We start from the raw sequence: 20,147 nt of genomic DNA on the forward strand, positions 1-20,147 counted from the left end.
TCCCGCGTGCGGACGACGACCACGAGCGGCGGGCCACCCGCTGAGGGTCAGCCCTCCGCGGTCTCCGCGGCGGCCAGCCACTCCTCCTCGACCTGCTCCTTCTCCGCCTGCAGCTCCTTGAGCCGGGCGTCGAGCTCGGCGGCCTTCGCGTAGTCGGTGGCCGCCGCGGCCAGCTGCTCGTGCAGCTTCTTCTCGTCGGCGTCCAGCTTGAGCATCCGCCGCTCGAGCTTCGCCGCCTCCTTCCTGGCCGCCCGCGCCTCCGCCGCCGAGACCGCGGGCCCCGAGGCCGACGGCGCCCCGACCGGCCGTGGACCGTCGCTACCGGCCGCGGTGGTCAGCGGGGCACCGCCGGCGGCCCGGCGGCGCAGGTACTCCTCCACCCCACCGGGGAGCTCGGCCAGCGAGCCGTCACCGAGCAGCGCGACCACCTTGTCGCAGACCCGGTCGACGAAGTAGCGGTCGTGGCTGACCACCAGCACGGTGCCGGGGAAGCTGTCGAGCAGGTCCTCGAGCGCGGTGAGGGTGTCGATGTCCAGGTCGTTGGTGGGCTCGTCGAGGACCAGCACGTTGGGCTCGCCCATGAGCAGCCGCAGCAGCTGCAGCCGCCGCCGCTCGCCACCGGAGAGGTCGCCGACCGGCGTCCACTGCCGGTTCGCCGCGAAGCCGAACCGCTCGGCCAGCGACGAGGCGGAGATCTCCTGGTTGCCGATGCGGGCGACGCGGGCGACCTCCTGCACCGCCTCGACCACGCGCAGCGTCCCGGGCAGCTCGGTGACGTGCTGCGACAGGTAGGCCGGCGCCACGGTCTGCCCGACGACGACGGTCCCCGAATCCGGCTCCGTCTCGCCCACCAGCAGCCGCAGCAAGGAGGTCTTGCCCGCGCCGTTGACGCCGACGATGCCGATCCGGTCGCCGGGGCCGACGTGCCAGGTCAGGCCGTGGAACAGGGTCCGCGGCCCGTCCTCGGTGGGGACTGCGTAGTCGACGTCCTCGACGTCGAAGACGGTCTTGCCGAGGCGCCGGGCGGCGAACCCCTTCAGCGCCATGGAGTCGCGGGCCGGTGGCTCGTCGGCGATCAGCGCCTGGGCGGCCTCGATGCGGAACTTCGGCTTGCTGGTCCGTGCCGGCGGGCCGCGACGCAACCAGGCCAGCTCCTTGCGGACCAGGTTCAGCCGGCGTTCCTCGGTGACCGAGGCGATCCGCGCCCGCTCGGCCCGGGCCAGGGTGTACGCCGAGTACCCGCCGTCGTAGGAGTGGACGTTCCCGTCGGCGACCTCCCACGTGGTGGTGCAGACCTCGTCGAGGAACCACCGGTCGTGGGTGACGACGACCAGGCCGCCGCTGCGCTGCTTCACGTACCCGGCGAGCCAGGCCACGCCCTCGACGTCGAGGTGGTTGGTGGGCTCGTCGAGCACCAGCAGGTCCAGCGGCCGGATCAGCTGGGCGGCCAGGGCCACCCGGCGCCGCTCGCCACCGGACATGGGGGCGACGGGGGCGTCGAGACCCAGCCGGTCGAGCTCCAGGCCGGTGAGCACCGAGCGCACGGCCGGGTCGCCGGCCCACTCGTGCTCGGCGGCGAACATCGACGGGGGGAGCACGACGTCGCGCACCGTCGTCCCGGGCGGGAGGGTGCCGGACTGGTCGAGCACGCCCATCGCGAGGTCGCCGCGGCGGGTCACCCGGCCGGAGTCGGGGTCGTCGGCGCCGGTGATCAGCGACAGCAGCGTGCTCTTGCCGCCCCCGTTGCGGCCGACGATGCCGATCCGCTCGCCGGCGGCGACGCCGAGCGAGACGTCGTCGAGGACCACGGTGGTGCCGTGGGCCTTGTGCACCCGCTCGAGGTTGACCAGGTTGAGGGGGGCGCTCATCGGCTGCGAGGAGGGGTCATGGGTCCTCAGTATCCGACGGGTGCCTCCTCCGCGGCCACGGCGGTCCCGGATGCGGTCGACCGCGGCAGCCGGAGGCAGGCCAGGACGCCGAGCGCGACCACCACGCCCACGGCCAGGAAGGCGCCCTCGAGCCCGGCCGCGGCCACCAGCGGCGGGATCGCCAGGTTCCCCGCGATGCCACCGAGCGCGAAGGCCAGGGACATCGCGGAGACGGCGGTGGCCCGGTGGGCGGCGGCCACCCGCGCGTGCAGGACGGCGCTGAGCAGCGGCCAGGCCGAGCCGTGCGCCAGGTACTGCAGCACGAACCCGGTGGCGGCCACGGCCAGCAGGTCCGGGCCGGCCAGCGTGGCCAGCGCCGAACCACCGAGGGTGGAGAGCACCCCGCAGGCGGCCCGGGTGGAGCCGCGCAGCAGGCGCCGCAGCGCCGGTGCGGCCACCGCACCGATCGCCGCCGCGGCGAAGGACCCGGCCAGGACGACCCCGTAGACGGCGGCCCCGTCGTCGGGCTCCCCCGCGAGCTCGCTGAACCGCAGGGGACCCAGCAGCTCGCAGGCCACCAGCCCGGCCCCGCCGATGCCGGTGAGCAGCAGGACCACCCGCAGCGGCCCGTCGGTGACCGACAGCCGCACCGCGGCGCCCACCGTCGCCGGGAGCGCGCGCAGCCCGCTCCCCAGCGCGGCCCGCGCGCTGCCCTCCCGAGCGGGCCGGGCCTCGGTCAGCAGCCGGAGCACCGCCACCACGTAGACGACGTCCAGCACGGCGGCACCGAGGTAGGGCAGCGCGAGCCCCTCCGCCCCGGAGCTACCGGCCAGCGCCGGGAGGAGGCCGCCGACCACCGCGCCGACCGCGAGGCTCGCCCCGTCGGCGGCCCCGTGCTTCGCCAGCCCGGGAGCGACGTCGGCGCCGGGCTCCAGCCGGTGCACGGTGTCCACGTACCAGGCCTCGACCGGGCCGGAGTCCAGCACGCGGCCGAGCCCGAGGGCCAGGACGCCGGCCAGGAACCCGGCGAAGGACGTCGCCGTCGCGAGCAGCAGGCACGAGAGGAGGTGCAGCGCGGCCCCGGCGACCACGACCGGACGGCGGCCGAGGACGTCAGCCAGCCCGCCGGTGGGCAGCTCCAGAGCCACGACCACGGCCCCGTGGACGGTGAACAGCACGCCGATCTCGCCGAGCGTGAGGCCGCGCGCCTGCGCGAGGAGGACCGTGATCGGCGTGGTGAGCCCCACCGGCAACCAGCGCAGCGCCGTCAGGCCGACCAGCCGCCGGGTGGCCGAGCGGACCGTTGCCGGGCCGGTCACGAGGGCCACTCCCGCAGCGGCAGCACGTCGAGCAGCACGCAGACCTGCTCGCCGTCGCCCGGCGCGCTCGCGGGGTGGGCCTCCACCCAGCGGGCCAGCGTGGCGGCCAGCTCGGCCCCCAGCGCGCGGGCCTGCTCGGGCGTGAGCCGCAGGCCGTAGTCGTTGAGCGAGGCGGCATCCGCCCAGTCCGGGTCCAGCTGCTCCCGCTGCGCGTACCAGGCGTCCACCACCGCGGCCTGCCGGTCGACCTGCAGCCGCGTCATCTCTTCCTGCACCTCCGGACCGCCCTCCTGGGTGAGGAGGTCGGCGGCCCGCCAGCTGGTCATCCGGTGCCGCGCCCGCCACCAGCGCTCGCGGCCGCTCCCCTGGTCCTCGACCTCCTCGACGAAGCCGTGGGCCGCGAGCTGGCGGAGGTGGTAGCTCGTCGACCCGCTGCTCTCCCCCACCGTGCGGGCCAGCCCGCTGGCGGTGGCCGGGCCGTGCAGGCGCAGCAGGCCGAGGAGGCGGTTGCGCAGCGGGTGCGAGAGCGCGCGGAGGGCCCGGACGTCGGTCACCCGGACAGCTGGCTCGGGGGGGTCGGGGAGGCGGGTCACGCAGGCAGACTAGAACTGCAAAGACTCCTTTGCAAAGAGTTCTTTGCGCTTGCCCCCTCAGATGTGGACAGTCGGCCGCGTGAGCGGTGGCTGCGGGCGCGCGCGGGTCCCGCCCGCACGGAGGGGAAGACGGCGACCCCGAGCGGGGTTAGGCTGGGCGCTAGTTGAGCTCTCAACAAGGAGGCCGGCATGCCCGCCGTGACCGTCGAGGACACCACCACGCTGCCACGGGTCCCGCTGCCCGCTCCCCGCACGGTGCGCCGCCGCACCCGCTCGGTGACGACGGCGCCCTCCGGCTTCGAGGGAGAGGGCTTTCCCGTGCGCCGGGCGTTCGCCGGGGTCGACCTGCGCGCGCTCGACCCGTTCCTCCACATGGACCAGATGGGCGAGGTCGAGTACGCGCCCGGTGAGCCCAAGGGCACCAGCTGGCACCCGCACCGCGGCTTCGAGACCGTCACCTACCTCATCGACGGCACGTTCGAGCACGCCGACTCGCACGGCGGTGGCGGCACGATCAGCAACGGCGACACCCAGTGGATGACCGCCGGTGGCGGCGTCCTGCACATCGAGCGCCCGCCGGAGCAGCTGGTGGTGAGCGGCGGCTTGTTCCACGGGCTCCAGCTCTGGGTGAACCTGCCGCGGGCGCAGAAGTGGGTCGAGCCGCGCTACCAGGACCTGCGCGCCCGGGAGTCGGTGCTGCTCGCCAGCGCCGACGCCGGCGCGCTGCTGCGGGTCATCGCCGGCGAGGTCGCCGGCCACACCGGCCCGGGCTCGACGTACACCCCGATGGCTATGGTGCACGCGACCGTGGCCCCGGGCGCGACGCTGGACCTGCCGTGGCGGCCGGACTTCAACGCGCTGGTCTACGTGCTCTCCGGAGCCGGCTCGATCGGCATCGACGGCGCCCCGGTGCGCACCGGCCAGCTCGCGGTGCTCGGCCCCGGCGACACGGTGACCGTGCGCGGCGCGGTGCACCAGGAGTCGCGCACGCCGGCGCTGGACGTCGTGATCCTGGGCGGGCGGCCGATCAACGAGCCGATCGCCATGTACGGGCCGTTCGTCATGAACACGGCGGACGAGGTCAGGGACGCGTTCACCGACTTCCGCGCCGGCCGGCTCGGCTCGATCCCGGCGCAGCGCGTGGAGGGACCGGTTCCCCACGCCGACGTCCGGGGCGAGACTGCTGGGGACGACGAGCGCTAGGAGCCGCGCCATGAGCAACCTGGAACCGCGTCCGCCGGCCCGCGACGTGGGCGGGCTGGCCGGCACCACCGCCGGGCCCGCGCTGGACCTGCTCCCGGGCAAGGAGGTGCTGCTCGGCGAGAGCACCCGCGTGCGCCGGCTGCTGCCGACGCTCGGCCGGCGGATGGTCGGCGCCTGGGTGTTCGTCGACCACTACGGCCCCGACGACATCACCTCCTCCCCCGGCATGCAGGTGCCGCCGCACCCGCACACGGGCCTGCAGACGGTCTCCTGGCTTCTCGACGGCGAGGTGCACCACCGCGACTCGCTCGGCAGCGACGTGCGGTTCCGCCCCGGGGAGCTCGCGCTGATGACGGCAGGGCACGGGATCGCCCACTCCGAGCAGTCGCCGGCGACCCACCCGCGGTTCCTGCACGGAGCCCAGCTGTGGGTGGCGCTGCCCGACCGCGACCGCGAGGCGGCCCCGCACTTCGAGCACCACGCGCAGCTGCCCGGCTTCAGCTCCGACGGGCTCACCGCGACGGTGCTGATGGGCTCCTTCGGCGGGGTGACGTCGCCGGGGCGGGCGTACACCCCGCTGGTCGGCGTCGACCTGGACCTCGCGAGCGGCGCCGACGTCGAGGTGCCCCTGGAACCCGACTTCGAGTACGGGCTGCTGACCTCCTCGGGCTCGGTGTCCGTCGACGGCGTCCCGCTCGAGCCGGGCGCGATGCTCTACCTCGGCACCGGCCGGCGGGCGCTGCGGGTGCGTGCCGGTGCGGCGTCCCGGCTGCTGCTGCTCGGCGGCGAGCCGTTCGAGGAGCGGCTGGTGATGTGGTGGAACTTCATCGGCCGGTCGGGCGATGAGGTCGCGGAGTACGCCGAGCAGTGGAACGCCGAGTCGCGGCGCTTCGGCACCGTCGTCGGCTACGACGGCGAGCGGCTGGAGGCCCCGCCGCTGCCCCCGGTCGCGCTCCGGCCGCGCGGCCGCGTCCGCTGAGGGAGGCTGCGGGCATGACCGACTCCACCCGCCTCGACCCACGGCTGCTGCAGTTCGTCGCCGAGCAGCGCTGGGGGGTGCTCGCCACGATCAAGCGCGACGGCCGGCCGCAGCTGTCCAACGTCGGCTACGCCTGGGACGACGGCCTCATCCGCGTCTCGGTGACCGCCGACCGCGCGAAGACCCGCAACCTGCAGCGCGACCCCCGGGTGACGCTGCACGTGGCGTCGGGCGACTTCTGGACCTGGGTCGCCGTCGAGGGGACCGCCGAGCTCACGCCGGTCGCCCAGGACCCGCACGACGCCGCCGTCGAGGAGCTGATCGCCTACTACCGCGGCATCTCCGGCGAGCACGAGAACTGGGACGAGTACCGGGCCGCGATGGTCGCCGACCGGCGGCTGGTCGTCCGGTTTCGCCCCGACCACGCCTACGGCCAGCTGCGGGCCTGACCCCGGCGCCGCCGGTGCGCCCCGTTCGCACCGGCTACCGGGCACCGGTCACCCGGTGGCGACCTCCATCACCGCGAACGACGCGCCCCACGGGTCGGCGACGACCGCGAACCGGCCGTACTCGGTGTCCTCCGCGGGGAGCAGGACCTTGCCGCCCGCGGCCGTGACCGTGGCGACCGCGCCGTCGGTGCTGGTCACCGCGAAGCAGGTCGACCAGCCCTTCGGCGCCCCGGGGACGACGCCACCGAGGCCGCCGAGCGGGTCACCTCCGGTGGCGAAGGTCGTGTAGCCCTCCCCGCCGGGGACCTCCTCGAAGCGGAACCCGAAGACCGCGGCGTAGAACTCCCGGGCCGCCGCCGGGTCGTCGGCCGCGAGCTCGTTCCAGACCAGCGACCCGGGCTCGTTGTAGCGCTGCACGCCGACGTGCTCACCGGCCTGCCAGAGGCCGAAGGGGTTGCCCTGCGGGTCCAGCGCGATGGCCATGGTGCCGAACGGCCCGACCTCCATCGGCTCCGCCACGACGGTGCCCCCGGCCTCGCGGATGCGGGAGACCGCGGCGGCCGCGTCGTCCGTCGCGAAGTACGTCGTCCACCGGGGCGGGTCGTCCGGGTCCTGCTGCGGACCCATCCCGGCCACCGGCCGCCCGTCCTTCTCGGCGTCCAGGTAGCCGCCGAACTCGGGGTCGCCGCCGGTGTACTCCCAGCCCAGCAGGCCGGCGTAGAACTGCTTGGCCGCCTCCAGGTCGGCGGCGCCGTAGTCGACCCAGCTGGGGGTGCCGGGCGGCCAGGGGGTCTCTCGAGTGGGCATGGTTGCCTCCTCCTGTTGTGGGGGAGGTCACGGTCCCACCGAGCACCGACAGTTCGGCAGGTCAGAACGTCCCGCCGCCGCTGCGGCCACCGCCGCCGAACGAACCACCCCCGCCGAGGCCCCCGCCGCCGAAGCCGCCGCCCCCGGAGCGACCGCCGAAACCGCCGCCGAAGCCCCCGGAGCCCCCACCGAACCCGCGACCGCCACCCATCAGGATGCCGCCGAGCACCAGGCTGCCGAGGTCGACGCCGCCGCGGCGGTAGCCGCCGCCGTAGCCCCCGAAGCCACCCGGGCCCCCGGGGCCGTACCCGGAGCGCCACCGGTCGACGTCGTCCTGCGCCAGGTCGAGCGCGTGCTGGGCGAGCATGCCCGCCTGGTGGGCCTCGCGGAGGGCGGTCACCGGGTCGGTGCGCCCCAGCCCGACGGCGGCGTCGAGGTGCCGGTGCGCCTCGGCGAGCCGCGTGCGGGCCTCGGGGCCCACCGCCCCGCGCCGGGTGTCGACGAAGTCGGCCGCTGCGCCCACCGCCGAGCGGGCCGTGAGCAGCGCCTGGTCCAGCGCCGCCGCGGCCCGCCGCGCCTGGGTCTGCGCGTCGCGGGCGGTCGCCAGCGCCTCCTCCAGGGCGGCGTCGGCGTCCTCGAGCTGCCGCAGCGCGGCGAGCGGGTCGCCCGGGCCGCCGCCGGCGGGGCGCAGCGCGGCGTCGGCCGCCGCGAGCGCGGCCTCGGCACGGGCGATCTGCGGCGGCAGCCCGCTGCGGTCACCACCGGCCACCAGCGCCCGGGCCTCGGCGAGGTCCTTCTCCGTCTCGGTGCGCACCGCGCCCACCCGGTCGGCAGCCGCGTCGAGGTCGGCGGCCAGGCGACCCACGGCGTCCAGCAGCGTGCCGGTCTGCGCGACCGCGTCCTCGGCGGCGCGGATGTCCCCCACCGCCTGCCCGCCGCGGCCGGCGGCGAGCGCCTCGCGGCCCTCGCGCACCTCGTCGTCGGCGGCGTCCAGCCGGGCGGCGGCCTCCTGCACGTTGTCGGCGACGGCGGTCACCGCCGAGCCCGAGTACCGCTGCCGGATCCCCGCCAGCCGCCGCTCCTCCTCGGGGATGCGCGCCCGCAGCGCCGCGATGCGGGGCTCCAGCCCGGCGAGCACCTCGGGGGCGGTCCGCTCCAGGTCGCGCAGCTGCTGGAACGCCGCGCTCAGCTCGTCCAGGCGGGCGCCCGCGGCACCGGTCAGCGCGAGGATCTCGGCGAGCATCCGGCGGGTGGTGGGCTCGTCCTCCGGCACGTCGTCGTCGAGTTCCTGGCGCAGGGCGAACGCGCGCCCGAGGTCGGCCTTGGACTGCGCCAGCGCCGCACCGAAGCCGGCGACCGCCTCCTCGCCGTACTGCGAGCGGGCGAAGTCGAGGTCCAGCTGCGAGGTCTTGACCGCCTCGTCCAGCGTCAGCAGCGCCTCGCTGGCCCGGCCCTGCAGCTCGTCGGTGGGCACGCCCTCGTGCGGGTCGGGCTCGGTCCGCCGGCCACCGGGGAGGGGCGCACCGCCGCGGGTGCGGCGGGACCGGCTGAGCAGGTAGGCGCTGCCCCCGACCACCGCGATCCCGCCCAGGACGAGCAGCACGCCCGACCCGCCGGAGCCCCCGTCGGCGGCCTCCGCCGGCTGCTCCCCCGCCGCCGCTCCCGGGTCCCGCAGCAGATCGGCGAAGGCGGCGACGCCGCCGGCCCAGTCGCCCTCGGAGAACCGCGGGGCCACCCGCTCGTCGGTGAGCTCGTCGAACTCCCCGCCGGTGACCGGGAAGTCCGCCGGACGGACGGTGCCGTACCGCTCGTCGTCGACCGCGACGGCGAGCAGCGCGTCCTCCTCGCCGAGCTGGCTCAGCTCCGCCGTGGCCTGGGCCCACTCCCCCGGGTCGGCGCCGTCGAAGCTGGACACGAAGACCACGTGCAGGTCGGAGCCGGTGTCGGCCCGCAGGTCGTCGACGACGTCCCGCACCTCCGCGGTGCTGCCGTCGAGCGCACCGACCTCGTCGGTGACCTGCTCCGCGAGCCGGAACGGGGGCACCGCCCACGCCGGGCCGCCGCCGACCACGAGGACGGCGAGGACCCCCAGCACCACGCAGAGCCGGCGCACGGGAACCTCCAGGAACGGCGGACGTCGGTCGGCAGAACCCTACCGACGGCGGAGGGGTCCGGCCCGGGCGCGGTGGGTAGGGCGACCCCGCCGACCCGCCCTCTGCGAGGAGCCCCGCGTGCCCGACCCCGACTCGATCCCCGCGGCCGACCTGCCGCCGCGGACGGTCCGCCGCGTCGGCGGCTGGGCCGTGGGCAACCGCGGGGACGACGAGTACTTCGCCGTCTCCCGCCGCTGCCGCCACCAGCTGGCCGACCTCGCCGAGGGCACCGTCGACGCCGACGGCTGCCTGGTCTGCCCCTGGCACCAGAGCCGCTACGACGTGCGCACCGGCGAGATGGTCGACGGGCCGCGCGGCTTCCTCGGGTACCACGGGCCGGCGCCGGGCTACAGCGGCCTGGTCCGGCTGGTGGGCAGCATCGCCCGGCTGCGGGTCCGCCGGGCGGTCCGCCGCGGCGACGACGTCGTCGTCACCGACTGAGGCATAGGAAGCTATACCTGCGTCCGGGGCCCGGAGACGCATGCATCGCTTCCTATGCCTGGGTGGGTGTCGCTGCGGTCAGCCCTGCTCCGCCCGCGGCAGGGGCTGGTCCCGGCCGAGGAAGGGGGTGGGGTCGTCGTCCCGGGGCCGCCCGCCCGCGTCCGGCCGGGTGGCCGCACCGGCGTGCAGCACCTCCTCGGGCGACCGGGGCCGGAGCACCCCGTCGCGGATCTCCTCGGCCCAGTGGCAGCTGACCAGCCGCTCCGGCCCGAGCTCGCGGAGCACCGGGACCTCGTCGTCGCAGCGCGTCTCCTGCCGCCACGGGCACCGGGTGTGGAACCGGCAGCCGCTGGGCGGGTCGGCCGGCGAGGGCAGGTCACCGGCGAGCAGGATCCGCTCGCGCTGCTCCTCCACCTCCGGGTCGGGCACCGGGACCGCGCTCATCAGCGCCCGGGTGTAGGGGTGCAGCGGCTGCTCGTAGAGGTCGTCGGCGGGTGCCTGCTCCACCAGCGAGCCGAGGTACATGACGCCGACGACGTCGCTGATGTGCCGGACGACGGCGAGGTCGTGCGCGATGACCAGGTAGGTGAGGCCGAGCCGCTCCTGCAGCTCCTCGAGCAGGTTGAGCACCTGCGCCTGCACCGACACGTCCAGCGCCGACACCGGCTCGTCGGCGATCAGCAGGTCCGGCTCCAGCGCGACCGCGCGGGCGATGCCGATCCGCTGCCGCTGGCCACCGGAGAACTCGTGCGGGTAGCGGCGCAACGCGGCCGAGGGCAGCCCGACGGCGTCGAGCAGGCCGCGGATCTTCTCCGCGATCCCGGCCTTGCCCCCGGCGAGCCCGTGCGCCCGCAGCGGCTCGGAGAGCAGCGACTCCACGTTCTGCCGAGGGTCGAGGCTGCCCAGCGGGTCCTGGAAGACCATCTGCATGCGCTGGCGCATCCGCCGGAGCGGCTCACCCTTGAGCGCGGCGACGTCGGTGCCGTCGAAGAGGACCCGCCCGGAGGTGGGCTCCTCCAGCCGCAGGATGGCGCGGCCGAGCGTCGACTTGCCGCAGCCGGACTCCCCCACCAGCCCGTAGGTGGCGCCCCGGGGCACGGTGAGCGAGACGCCGTCCACGGCCTGGACGTGGCCGACCGTGCGGTCGAAGAAGACGCCCTTCTTGATGGGGAAGTGGACCTTCAGGTCCTCCACCCGCAGCAGGTCGTCCTGGCCGGCGGTCGGGGCGGCGGTCATCGGGCGGCTCCGGAGGCGGTGGCGCCCGACGGCGCGGACGGGTGCTCGAGCGGGTGGCGGCAGCGCAGCTCCCGGCCGGGGCCGTCCGGCACCAGGGGCACGGTGCTGCCCGCCACCTCGGTCAGGCAGTCGTCCTGGGCGTTGTCGCAGCGCGGGGCGAAGGCGCACCCCTCCGACCACGGGATGGCGTCGCGCGCCGAGCCGCGGATGGGCGTGAGCGGCGCGCCGCGGGCGGAGTCCAGCCGCGGGACCGACGCCAGCAACCCGCCGGTGTAGGGCTGGCGGGGTCGCGCGAACAGGTCGTGCCGGTCCGCCGTCTCGATGATCTTGCCGGCGTACATGACGTGCACCCGGTCGCAGAGCCCGGCGACGACGCCGAGGTCGTGGGTGATCATCACCAGCGCCGTCCCCGAGTCGACGACGAGTTCGCGCAGCAGCTCCAGGATCTGCGCCTGGATGGTGACGTCGAGCGCCGTGGTGGGCTCGTCGGCGATCAGCAGCCGTGGCGCGCAGGCCAGCGCCATCGCGATCAGCGCCCGCTGCCGCATGCCGCCGGAGAGCTGGTGGGGGTACTCCTTGAGCCGCCGTCCCGGGTCGGGGATGCCGACCCGGTCCAGCAGCCGGGTGGCCTCGTCGCGCGCCTCGGCCTTGCTCATCTCGCGGTGCTCCAGCAGCACCTCGGTGACCTGCGTGCCGATCGGCACGGTGGGGTTGAGCGAGGAGAGGGGGTCCTGGAAGACCATGCCCATGTCGGCGCCGCGCAGCCCGCGGAGCACGTGGTCCGGGGCGTCGACGAGGTCGTTGCCGTCGAAGCGGACCGAGCCGGTCACCTCGACGCCGCGCCGCGGCAGCAGCCCCATGATCGCCAGGGAGGTGACCGACTTGCCGCAGCCGGACTCCCCCACCAGCCCGATCGTCTCGCCGGGGGCCACCGAGAAGCTGACGCCGTCGACGGCGCGCGTCGACTGCTCGCCGCGGCGGGTGAACCGGACGGCGAGGTCCTCCACCTCGAGCACCGGTGCCTGCACGGAGCTCACCTCCGGAACTTCGGGTCGAGGGCTTCGCGCAGGCGCTCCCCGAGCAGCGTGAAGCCGAGCGCGACGACGATGATGCACAGCGCCGGCCAGACCGCCAGCGCCGGGCGGATGGACAGGAAGTCCTGGGCGTTGGCGAGCATCGCGCCCCACTCGGGGCGGGCGATGTCGGGGTCACCCAGGCCGAGGTAGGAGAGCGCCGCGGCCTCGATGATCGCCGTCGCCAGGGACAGCGTCGCCTGCACGATGACCGGCGACAGCGAGTTCGGCAGCACGTGCCCGAACACGATGCGGCCCTGCTTCACGCCCAGCGCCCGGGCCGCGACGGCGTAGTCGCTGCCGCGCTGGGCCAGCATCGACCCGCGCAGCAACCGGGCGAAGATGGGCACCTGGACGACGGCGATGGCGACCATCAGCGCGTACTGGTTCTGGCCGAGCAGCACCGAGATGGTGATCGCCATGAGCAGGCCCGGGATGGACAGGAGGATGTCGACGAAGCGCATGACCGCGGTGTCGACCCAGCCGCCGAAGGCGCCGGCCAGCACACCCAGGGCCATCCCGGCCACCAGGCCGAGCACGGTGGACACCACGCCGATGAGCAGCGACTGCCGCGACCCGTAGATCAACCGGGAGAGCAGGTCGCGCCCCAGGTTGTCCACGCCGAGGGGGAAGCCCTCCTGGGACCCCGGGATGGTGCCGGGCCGGATCTCCGACAGCAGGTACTGGGTGACCGGGTCCTTCGGCGCCAGCAGCGGCGCGAAGGCCGCCACGACGAGGAACACCAGCACGATGACCGCGCCGGTGATGGCCACGGGGTCCCGTCGCAGCCGGCGGAAGGCGCTGCGGGTGAGCGACAGCCCGGCGTCGCCCTCGGGCAGCTGCCCGGCCCGGGCCGCGAGGGCGTCGATGCGCTCGCGCTTGTAGTCGCCGAGAGCTGTCACCGCGACACCCCCCTCTCCGGTCGCGCGGGCGTCATCGGACCCTCACCCGCGGGTCGAGCAGGCCGTAGCTGATGTCGACCAGCAGGTTCACCAGCACGTAGACGACGGCGAGCATGAGGATGAAGCCCTGGAGCACCGCGAAGTCCCGGAGCCTGATCGCGTCGTACAGCGTCGAGCCGACCCCGCCGAAGGCGAACACCGTCTCGGTCAGCACCGCCCCGGAGAGGAGCAGACCGGTCTGCAGGCCGATCGTCGTCGAGACGGGCAGCAGCGCGTTGCGGACGATGTGCCGGCGGCGCACCGTCGCCATCGCCAGGCCCTTCGCGTTCGCCGTCCGGACGTAGTCCTCGTTCACCACGTCCAGCACCGATGCTCGCGTGATCCGGACGATGATCGCGAGCGGGATCGTGCCCAGGGCGATCGCCGGCAGCACCAGGTGCATCAGGGCGTCCCAGGCGGCGTCCCACTCGCGGGTCAGCAGGCCGTCCAGCACGTAGAAGTTCGTGACGCGGGTGGCGTCGATGCGCACGTCCTGGCGCCCCGACCCCGGCAGCCAGCCGAGCTCGACGGCGAACAGCAACCGGAGCAGGTAGGCCAGGAAGAAGACCGGGATCGCGACGCCGATCAGCGAGCCGATCACGGACGCGGAGTCGAAGAAGCTGCCGTGCCGGCGGGCGGCGAGGTAGCCCAGCGGGATGCCGACCCCGATGGCGAAGACCATCGCCAGGAGGGTCAGCTCGATCGTGCCGGGGAACCGCTCGAGGAAGACCTCGGTGACCGGCCGGCCGTACTGCGTGGAGTTCCCGAAGTCGAGCTGGACGGCCCGCCCGAGGAAGCGGAAGTACTGGACGTAGAGCGGCTCGTCCAGGCCGAACAGCTCGTTGTACCGGGCGATCGCCTCGGGCGTGGCGCGCTCGCCGAGGGCCGCCTGGGCGGGGCCGCCGGGCAGGGCGCGCAGCCAGGCGAAGAGGAGGACGGACAGCCCCAGCAGGATCGGGATCAGCTGGAGGAGCCGCCGGACGATGAAGCGGAGCACGCGCTCGGACCAGCCTTTCCGGACACCGCTGTCCTACACCGGACGGTCGACCGCGCCGGCGGTGGCGTCGCTGCCACCGCCGGCGCGGTCGAGGGGATCCCTGCTCAGTCCTGGAGCGAGACCGTCGAGAAGTCCTCCGCGGTCAGCGGGCTGGGCTCGAGACCCTGGACGTTCTCGGCCACGACCAGCGCCGGGGGCGAGTGCGAGATCGGCACCGCCGGCAGGTACTCCTTGATGAGGCGGTTGGCCTCCTGGTAGAGCTCGGTCCGGGTCGCCGGGTCCGGCTCGGAGTCGGCCTCGGCCAGCGCGGCGAAGATCTCCGGGGCGCTGAACGCGCCGAACTCCGCGGACGCCTGGTTGTTCTGGTCCTCGGCGAAGAACGTGCCGATGAAGTTGTAGGCGTCGTTGTAGTCACCGGTCCAGCCGAGCAGGTGGATGTCGGCCTGGCCCGACTGCACCGCCTGCAGGTAGTCCGGGTTCCACTGCAGCGCGACCGGCTCGATGGTGAGACCGACCTCCTGCAGGTCCTCGGCGATGACCTGGTACATCGCGGCCGGGTCCGGCAGGTAGGGCCGGCTGACGTCGGTCGGGTAGTAGAACCGCAGCGTGGTGCCGGCGGCGCCGGCCTCCTCCAGCAGCTGCCGGGCCCGCTCCGGGTCGTACTCGTAGGTCGGCACGTCCTCGGCCCAGCCGTCCACCGTCGGCGGCATGAAGTTCGTCGCCACCTCGGCGCCCTCGGGGAGCAGCGAGTTCACGATGGTCTCGCGGTCGATCGCGTGGGCGATCGCCTGGCGCACCCGCTCGTCCTGCAGCGCCGGGTTGGCGCTCGTCCCGGGCACGTTCCCGCCGTTGAAGCCGAGGTAGAGGATGTTGAACGGGTCGCGGACGAGGACCTGGAAGCCCTCGCTCTCGAGGGTGTCGTAGTCGGCGGGCGAGACGAAGTCGTAGCCGTCGATGGTGCCGGCCTGGAGCTCCTGCCGGCGGGTGTTCCCCTCGGGGATGGTGCGGAAGATGATCTCGTCGAGCAGGGCCGGCTCGCCCCAGTAGTCCTCGTTGCGGACGATGGTGACCTCACCGTTGCCGCGGTCCCAGCTGTCGAAGCGGAAGGGCCCGGTGCCGGTCGGGTGCTCGAGGGCGTACTCGCTGTAGGTGATCGCGTCCTCGCTGCCCGAGAGGTTGTCGGCGTCGTACTCCTGCAGGGCCGTGGGGCTCTGGATGGAGAACGCCGGCAGCGACAGCGCGGCGGGGATCTTGCTGGTCACCTGGTTGAAGGTGATGACCGCGGTGTTCTCGTCGACGGCCTCGCAGCCCTCGTAGATGCCGGGGTTCTCGCTGTCGGCGAAGCCGCCGAACACCGCCTGGTAGTAGTAGGAGGCGCTCGGGCTCTGGGCCAGGCCGGTGAAGTTGTGCCAGCGGTCGAAGTTGAAGCAGACCGCCTCGGCGTTGAAGTCCGTGCCGTCGTGGAACTGCACGCCCTCGCGCAGGTTGAAGGTGTACTCCAGACCGTCCTCGCTGACCTCCCAGTCCTCGGCCAGGGCCGGGACCAGCTCGGTCGTGCCCGGCTCGTTGGTGAGCAGGCCCTCGTGGATCTGGCGGGCGATCCGGAACGTCTCGCCGTCGCTGGCGAACGCCGGGTCGAACATCGCGGGGTCACCGGCGGCGCCGAAGACCATCGTGCCCCCGGACTCAGCGGCCCCCTCGCCGCCGCCCTCGCCGGAGTCCCGGTCGCTGGAGGCGCAGGCCGAGAGTGTGACTGCGGTGAGTGCGGCCGCGGACGCGGCGAGCGCTCGAGTGGTACGACGACGTGTCATCGCGGAAGACCTGCCTCCTCGGCCACTGCGGGCCGGACGAGTTCCGGACGTGGGGCCCACGGACGCCAAAGGGTCCACGGATCGCCTGTGGACCCTAGGCGGCGCCCGTCGCTCCCCGGCAGTGCCGGTCGGCCATCGACACCAAGCCGTGACCTTCGACCTCGCCGTGCAGGTCAGCACGTCACGCGGCGCCGCCGGAGCACTCCGGCCCGTCGCGAGCTCGCGAGCGGTGGGGGCAGCGGGGTCCCCTTTCAGGCGTCGATGCGGCGCCGACCCACGAACGCCCGGCCGAGCGTGACCTCGTCGGCGTACTCGAGGTCCCCACCCACCGGCAGGCCGCTGGCCAGCCGCGACACGGCCAGCCCCATCGGCCCGACGAGCCGCGCCAGGTAGGCCGCCGTCGCCTCGCCCTCCAGGTTGGGGTCGGTGGCGATGATCAGCTCCTTGACCGTGCCGTCCATCAGCCGGGTCATGAGCTCCTTGACCCGCAGGTCGTCGGGGCCCACGCCGTCGATGGGGCTGATCGCCCCGCCGAGCACGTGGTAGCGACCGCGGAACTCGCGGGTGCGCTCGATGGCCACGACGTCCTTCGGCTCCTCGACCACGCACAGCACGTCCTCGGTGCGTCGCGGGTCGCGGCAGATGCGGCACTGCTCGGCCTCGGCGACGTTGTAGCAGGTCACGCAGAACCGGACCGACTCCTGCACCCTCGTCAGGGCCGCCACCAGGCGGCTGACGTCGGCCGATTCGGCCGACAGCAGGTGGAACGCGATGCGCTGGGCGCTCTTGGGCCCGACGCCGGGCAGGCGACCGAGCTCGTCGATCAGGTCCTGGACGGCACCCTCGTACACGGTGCTCCTCGAGTTGGGAAGTGGATCGGGCGGGCGCGCCCGATCAGAGGCCGGGCAGCCCCAGGCCGCCGCCGCCACCGAGACCGCCGGCGAGCGGGCCCATCCGGCTGGCGGTCAGCTCGTCCGCCGCGCGCTTGGCGTCCCGGACGGCGGCGACGACGAGGTCCTGCAGGGTCTCCAGGTCCTCCGGGTCGACGGCGTCCGGCGCGATGGTGAGCGCGGTGAGGTCGCCGTCACCGGTCATGGTCGCCGAGACCAGCCCGCCACCGGCGGTGCCGGTGACCTCGGTGGCCGCCAGCTCCTGCTGAGCGGCGGCGAGCTGCTGCTGCATCTGCTGCGCCTGCTTCATCAGCTGCGACAGGTCGGGCTGCTGGCCTCCGGGGAACATGCCACGAGAGTAGGCCGCGGGTGCGACAGGTGAGGGCGCGCCGCCCCGCGGGCTCAGCTGTCGACCGGCCGCGCGCCGAGCTGGGCTCGCAGCAGCTGCAGAGCGGCCTGCTCCTGGTCGACGACCGGCCCCGGCTCGCGGTCCCCGTCGTCGGACCCCTCCGCCGCACGCTCGGCCATGAGCTCGCGCGCCTCGGCGGCCTCGGCGGCGCGCGCCGCCTCCCGTGCCGCCTCCGGCGCCACCGCCCGGGCACCAGCCGTGGCCGGCCCGGCGCCGTCGACGACGGCGTCGATGCGCCAGCGGACCCCCAGGAGCTCGTTGAGCGCTGCGCGGAGGACGTCCTTGTTCAGGTCGTCCCCCAGCCGCCGCGCCAGCGCCGGCGACGACGTGGAGAGGGTGAGGACACCGGCGGAGAGCTGGTGCACCTGGGCGTTCTTCAGCAGCGCCTCGGTGGTGCGCTTGTGCTTCTTGACGATGGCCAGCAGCTCGGGCCACACCCGGCGGACGTCGGTCGTGGTCAGCTCGCCCTCACCGGCCGGTTCCTCGGGGACGGCCGACACGACGGGCGTCGGCTCGCCGCCGCGCGGGGCGGGCGAGGACTCGGCGGCCGCACGGGGCGGGGACGCCGGGGGGCGCGGCTGCTCGACCCGCGCAGCAGCGGCCCGGACGGCGGCCGGCTGCGCCGGGTGCGGCCAGTCCTCGTCGTCGGTGGGCTCGGGCGGGAGCGGGATGTCCGGCTCCTCCGTCGCCACCCGCGGGCGCGGGGTGGCTGCGTCACCGACCGGCGGCGGGGTGGGCGCGTCGCCGGCCGGCGACGGGGTGGGCGCGGCGGCGGGTCGTGGGCGGCTGCCCGGACGCGCGGTCTCCGGCCAGTCGTCGGCCGCGACGGGACGCCGCCCCCCGCCCGGACGCGCGGCCTCGGGCCAGTCGTCGGCCGCCGGCGCAGCGGACGCCGCCGGCGTGGCAGCCGCCGGTCCCGCGGCCGCGGCGGCAGTCGGGGCAGGAGGAGCCGCGGTGGAGGCCGCGGGTGCGGGGGACGGCTGCGCGGGGGCCGGCTGCGCGGGGGCCGGCGGCCGGGCTTCGGTCCGCGCCGGGGCGGCGGGGGCCTGCGCCGCCTGTGACCTGCGGACGAACTCCCGCCGCGGACCCGACGACGCGGCCTGCCCCTGCCCCTGGTCGGTGGCGGGGGCCTGGACGGCGTCGACCGGGGCGCTCTCGCGGTGGCCGATCTCCTCCCGCGGCCGCCCCGCGTGCTCGCCGGCGATCGACATCCGCCGCTCGAGGCGTTCGAGGCGTTGCAGCGTCGCGGCGGCCGAGCCGTCGGTGGCGGGCAGCAGCATGCGCGCGCAGACCAGTTCGAGCAGCAGCCGCGGCGCCGTCGTCCCCCGCATCTCGGTGAGGCCCTCGTGCACGGTGTCGGCCATCCGCGACAGCGTCGCCGAACCCAGCGCCTGGGCCTGCTGGTTCATCAGGTCCAGCCGGTCGGGCGGGCAGTCGAGCAGACCGTTGCCCCCGGCCTCGGGGACGGCGTCGAGCACGATCAGGTCGCGCAGCCGGTCGAGCAGGTCGGTGGCGAAGCGGCGGGGGTCGTGCCCGGCCTCGACCACCCGGTCGACGGCCCGGAAGACTCCCGGTGCGTCGTGCGCCGCCAGCGCGTCGATCGTCTCGTCGAGCAAGGCGTCGTCGGTGACGCCGAGCAGGCCGACCGCGCCCTTGTAGGTGACGCCCTCGGGCCCCGCGCCGGCCAGCAGCTGGTCGAGGATCGACAGCGAGTCGCGCACCGAGCCACCGCCGGCGCGGACGACCAGGGGGAACACGGTCGGCTCGACCCGGACGCCCTCGGCCTCGCACGTGCGCTCCAGCAGGGTGCGAAGCGTCGTCGGCGGTACCAGGCGGAACGGGTAGTGGTGGGTGCGCGACCGGATGGTCGGCAGCACCTTCTCCGGCTCCGTCGTCGCGAAGACGAACACCAGGAACTCCGGCGGCTCCTCGACCACCTTGAGCAGGGCGTTGAAGCCCTGCGTGGTCACCATGTGCGCCTCGTCGACGATGTAGACCTTGTAGCGGCTGTTCACCGGCGCGAAGAACGCCCGCTCGCGCAGGTCGCGGGCGTCGTCCACACCACCGTGGCTGGCGGCGTCGATCTCGATGACGTCGAGCGAGCCGGGCCCGTCCGGCGCCAGGGCGACGCACGACGCGCACACACCGCACGGCGTCGACGTCGGACCCTGCTCGCAGTTGAGCGAGCGGGCGAGGATGCGCGCCGACGACGTCTTGCCGCAGCCGCGCGGGCCGCTGAACAGGTAGGCGTGGTTGATCCGGCCGCCGTCGACCGCGTTCACCAGCGGCGCGGTGACGTGCTCCTGCCCGACCACCTCGGCGAAGGTCGCCGGGCGGTACTTCCGGTAGAGCGCCAGAGCCACGGTCGCAGGTTACGCGGCGGGGCCGACACCACCGCCGCACCGCCGGGCGGGCCCACCGGGAAAGCGAGGACCCCCCGCGCACCCGCCAGAGCCCGCTTATCCTTGCTGCCTTCCGGCCCTGGGGAGGTTCACAGGATGACGCCACACGAGGGGTCGGCACCCACTGTAGAGGAAAGCCACCGGGCCGCGGGTGTGCGCCCCGCTACGCTGCCGCTCATGACGCCCCGGTGCTCCCTGGTCCTCCCCCCGCCGCGCTCCTGACCCGGAGCCCGGCGGGCTGACCCGCCCCGCGCTCCGGAAGACGAGCCCCGTCCGGCCACCGTCCCTGGAGCACCATGCCCACCCCGAGCACCTCCGCGTCCACCCGCGGCTTCTCCTTCGTCGTCCTCGCCGCCCTGTGCTGGGGGACCTCCGGCTTCAGCGGCTCGATCGTCGCCCGCCACAGCGACCTCGGCCCCCTCGACATCGCCTGGCACCGCATGGCCATCGGCGCGGTCGCCCTGCTGGTCCCGTGGGCGCTCACCCGGGGGGGGGGGGGGGGGGGGGGGGGGGGGGGGGGGGGGCGGGCGGGGGGGGGGGGGGGGGGGGGGGGGGGGGGGGGGGGGGGGGGGCGGG

At 75.0% G+C, this 20,147-nt stretch carries 17 protein-coding genes and 1 other RNA gene; 4 read left to right on the forward strand and 14 right to left on the reverse strand.

Features of this window, described 5'->3' with window-relative positions; genetic code table 11:
* Positions 1-47: 47 nt before the first annotated feature.
* The 3 genes from ACI79W_RS18650 to ACI79W_RS18660 are packed head-to-tail and all read right to left on the reverse strand — an operon-like array spanning position 48 to position 3,780.
* Entirely contained in the window at positions 48-1,868 is a 1,821-nt protein-coding gene (locus ACI79W_RS18650; protein WP_456563583.1) for an ABC-F family ATP-binding cassette domain-containing protein, read from the reverse strand.
* 26 nt (positions 1,869-1,894) lie between these two features.
* The gene (locus ACI79W_RS18655) at positions 1,895-3,187 is read right to left on the reverse strand and encodes an MFS transporter (RefSeq protein WP_456563584.1); all 1,293 of its coding nucleotides are present in this window, start codon (positions 3,185-3,187) and stop codon (positions 1,895-1,897) included.
* Complete coding sequence (locus tag ACI79W_RS18660; RefSeq protein WP_456563585.1) at positions 3,184-3,780, reverse strand: winged helix-turn-helix domain-containing protein; 597 nt, start codon at positions 3,778-3,780, stop codon at positions 3,184-3,186. The genes ACI79W_RS18655 and ACI79W_RS18660 overlap by 4 nt, the downstream gene beginning before the upstream one ends.
* A 189-nt stretch (positions 3,781-3,969) precedes the next feature.
* Between ACI79W_RS18660 and ACI79W_RS18665 the strand changes: the two genes are divergently transcribed.
* The 3 genes from ACI79W_RS18665 to ACI79W_RS18675 are packed head-to-tail and all read left to right on the forward strand — an operon-like array spanning position 3,970 to position 6,411.
* Positions 3,970-4,983, forward strand: a complete 1,014-nt coding sequence (locus ACI79W_RS18665; protein ID WP_456563586.1) for a pirin family protein — start codon at positions 3,970-3,972, stop codon at positions 4,981-4,983.
* Positions 4,984-4,993: 10 nt separating this feature from the next.
* Positions 4,994-5,962 (forward strand): pirin family protein, encoded by a 969-nt coding sequence (locus tag ACI79W_RS18670; RefSeq protein WP_456563587.1) that lies wholly within the window; start codon positions 4,994-4,996, stop codon positions 5,960-5,962.
* A gap of 14 nt (positions 5,963-5,976) precedes the next feature.
* Positions 5,977-6,411, forward strand: a complete 435-nt coding sequence (locus ACI79W_RS18675) for a PPOX class F420-dependent oxidoreductase (RefSeq protein ID WP_456563588.1) — start codon at positions 5,977-5,979, stop codon at positions 6,409-6,411.
* A 48-nt stretch (positions 6,412-6,459) separates the two neighbouring features.
* Here ACI79W_RS18675 and ACI79W_RS18680 read toward each other — a convergent pair whose 3' ends face one another.
* Together ACI79W_RS18680 and ACI79W_RS18685 are read right to left on the reverse strand one after the other, a co-directional pair.
* Positions 6,460-7,218: a VOC family protein gene (locus tag ACI79W_RS18680; RefSeq protein ID WP_456563589.1), complete on the reverse strand. Its 759-nt coding sequence runs from the start codon at positions 7,216-7,218 to the stop codon at positions 6,460-6,462.
* Positions 7,219-7,279: 61 nt separating this feature from the next.
* Complete coding sequence (locus ACI79W_RS18685) at positions 7,280-9,331, reverse strand: TPM domain-containing protein (protein ID WP_456563590.1); 2,052 nt, start codon at positions 9,329-9,331, stop codon at positions 7,280-7,282.
* 118 nt (positions 9,332-9,449) lie between these two features.
* On the opposite strand from ACI79W_RS18685, the gene ACI79W_RS18690 reads away from it, so the two are divergent.
* On the forward strand, positions 9,450-9,812 hold the full coding sequence (locus tag ACI79W_RS18690) for a Rieske (2Fe-2S) protein (protein WP_456563591.1): 363 nt from the start codon (positions 9,450-9,452) through the stop codon (positions 9,810-9,812).
* Positions 9,813-9,890: 78 nt separating this feature from the next.
* On the opposite strand, the gene ACI79W_RS18695 is transcribed toward ACI79W_RS18690, so the two are convergent.
* The 9 genes from ACI79W_RS18695 to ffs form a co-directional block, all read right to left on the reverse strand.
* Positions 9,891-11,048, reverse strand: a complete 1,158-nt coding sequence (locus ACI79W_RS18695; protein ID WP_456563592.1) for an ABC transporter ATP-binding protein — start codon at positions 11,046-11,048, stop codon at positions 9,891-9,893.
* Positions 11,045-12,085, reverse strand: a complete 1,041-nt coding sequence (locus ACI79W_RS18700; RefSeq protein WP_456563593.1) for an ABC transporter ATP-binding protein — start codon at positions 12,083-12,085, stop codon at positions 11,045-11,047. Before ACI79W_RS18700 ends, ACI79W_RS18695 begins: the two co-directional genes overlap by 4 nt.
* Positions 12,082-13,023, reverse strand: a complete 942-nt coding sequence (locus tag ACI79W_RS18705) for an ABC transporter permease (protein ID WP_456563594.1) — start codon at positions 13,021-13,023, stop codon at positions 12,082-12,084. Before ACI79W_RS18705 ends, ACI79W_RS18700 begins: the two co-directional genes overlap by 4 nt.
* A 31-nt stretch (positions 13,024-13,054) precedes the next feature.
* Positions 13,055-14,059: an ABC transporter permease gene (locus tag ACI79W_RS18710; protein ID WP_456563595.1), complete on the reverse strand. Its 1,005-nt coding sequence runs from the start codon at positions 14,057-14,059 to the stop codon at positions 13,055-13,057.
* A gap of 104 nt (positions 14,060-14,163) precedes the next feature.
* The gene (locus ACI79W_RS18715) at positions 14,164-15,870 is read right to left on the reverse strand and encodes an ABC transporter substrate-binding protein (RefSeq protein WP_456563596.1); all 1,707 of its coding nucleotides are present in this window, start codon (positions 15,868-15,870) and stop codon (positions 14,164-14,166) included.
* A 251-nt stretch (positions 15,871-16,121) separates the two neighbouring features.
* Complete coding sequence (recR, locus tag ACI79W_RS18720) at positions 16,122-16,721, reverse strand: recombination mediator RecR (protein ID WP_456563597.1); 600 nt, start codon at positions 16,719-16,721, stop codon at positions 16,122-16,124.
* 43 nt (positions 16,722-16,764) lie between these two features.
* The gene (locus ACI79W_RS18725; protein ID WP_456563598.1) at positions 16,765-17,109 is read right to left on the reverse strand and encodes a YbaB/EbfC family nucleoid-associated protein; all 345 of its coding nucleotides are present in this window, start codon (positions 17,107-17,109) and stop codon (positions 16,765-16,767) included.
* A gap of 53 nt (positions 17,110-17,162) precedes the next feature.
* Positions 17,163-19,532, reverse strand: coding sequence for a DNA polymerase III subunit gamma and tau (locus ACI79W_RS18730; protein WP_456563599.1), 2,370 nt, complete (start codon positions 19,530-19,532; stop codon positions 17,163-17,165).
* 62 nt (positions 19,533-19,594) lie between these two features.
* Positions 19,595-19,690: signal recognition particle sRNA small type (gene ffs, locus ACI79W_RS18735), an RNA gene on the reverse strand.
* Between the last annotated feature and the right edge of the window lie 457 nt (positions 19,691-20,147).

This window comes from Blastococcus sp. SYSU DS0533, from assembly GCF_054050775.1.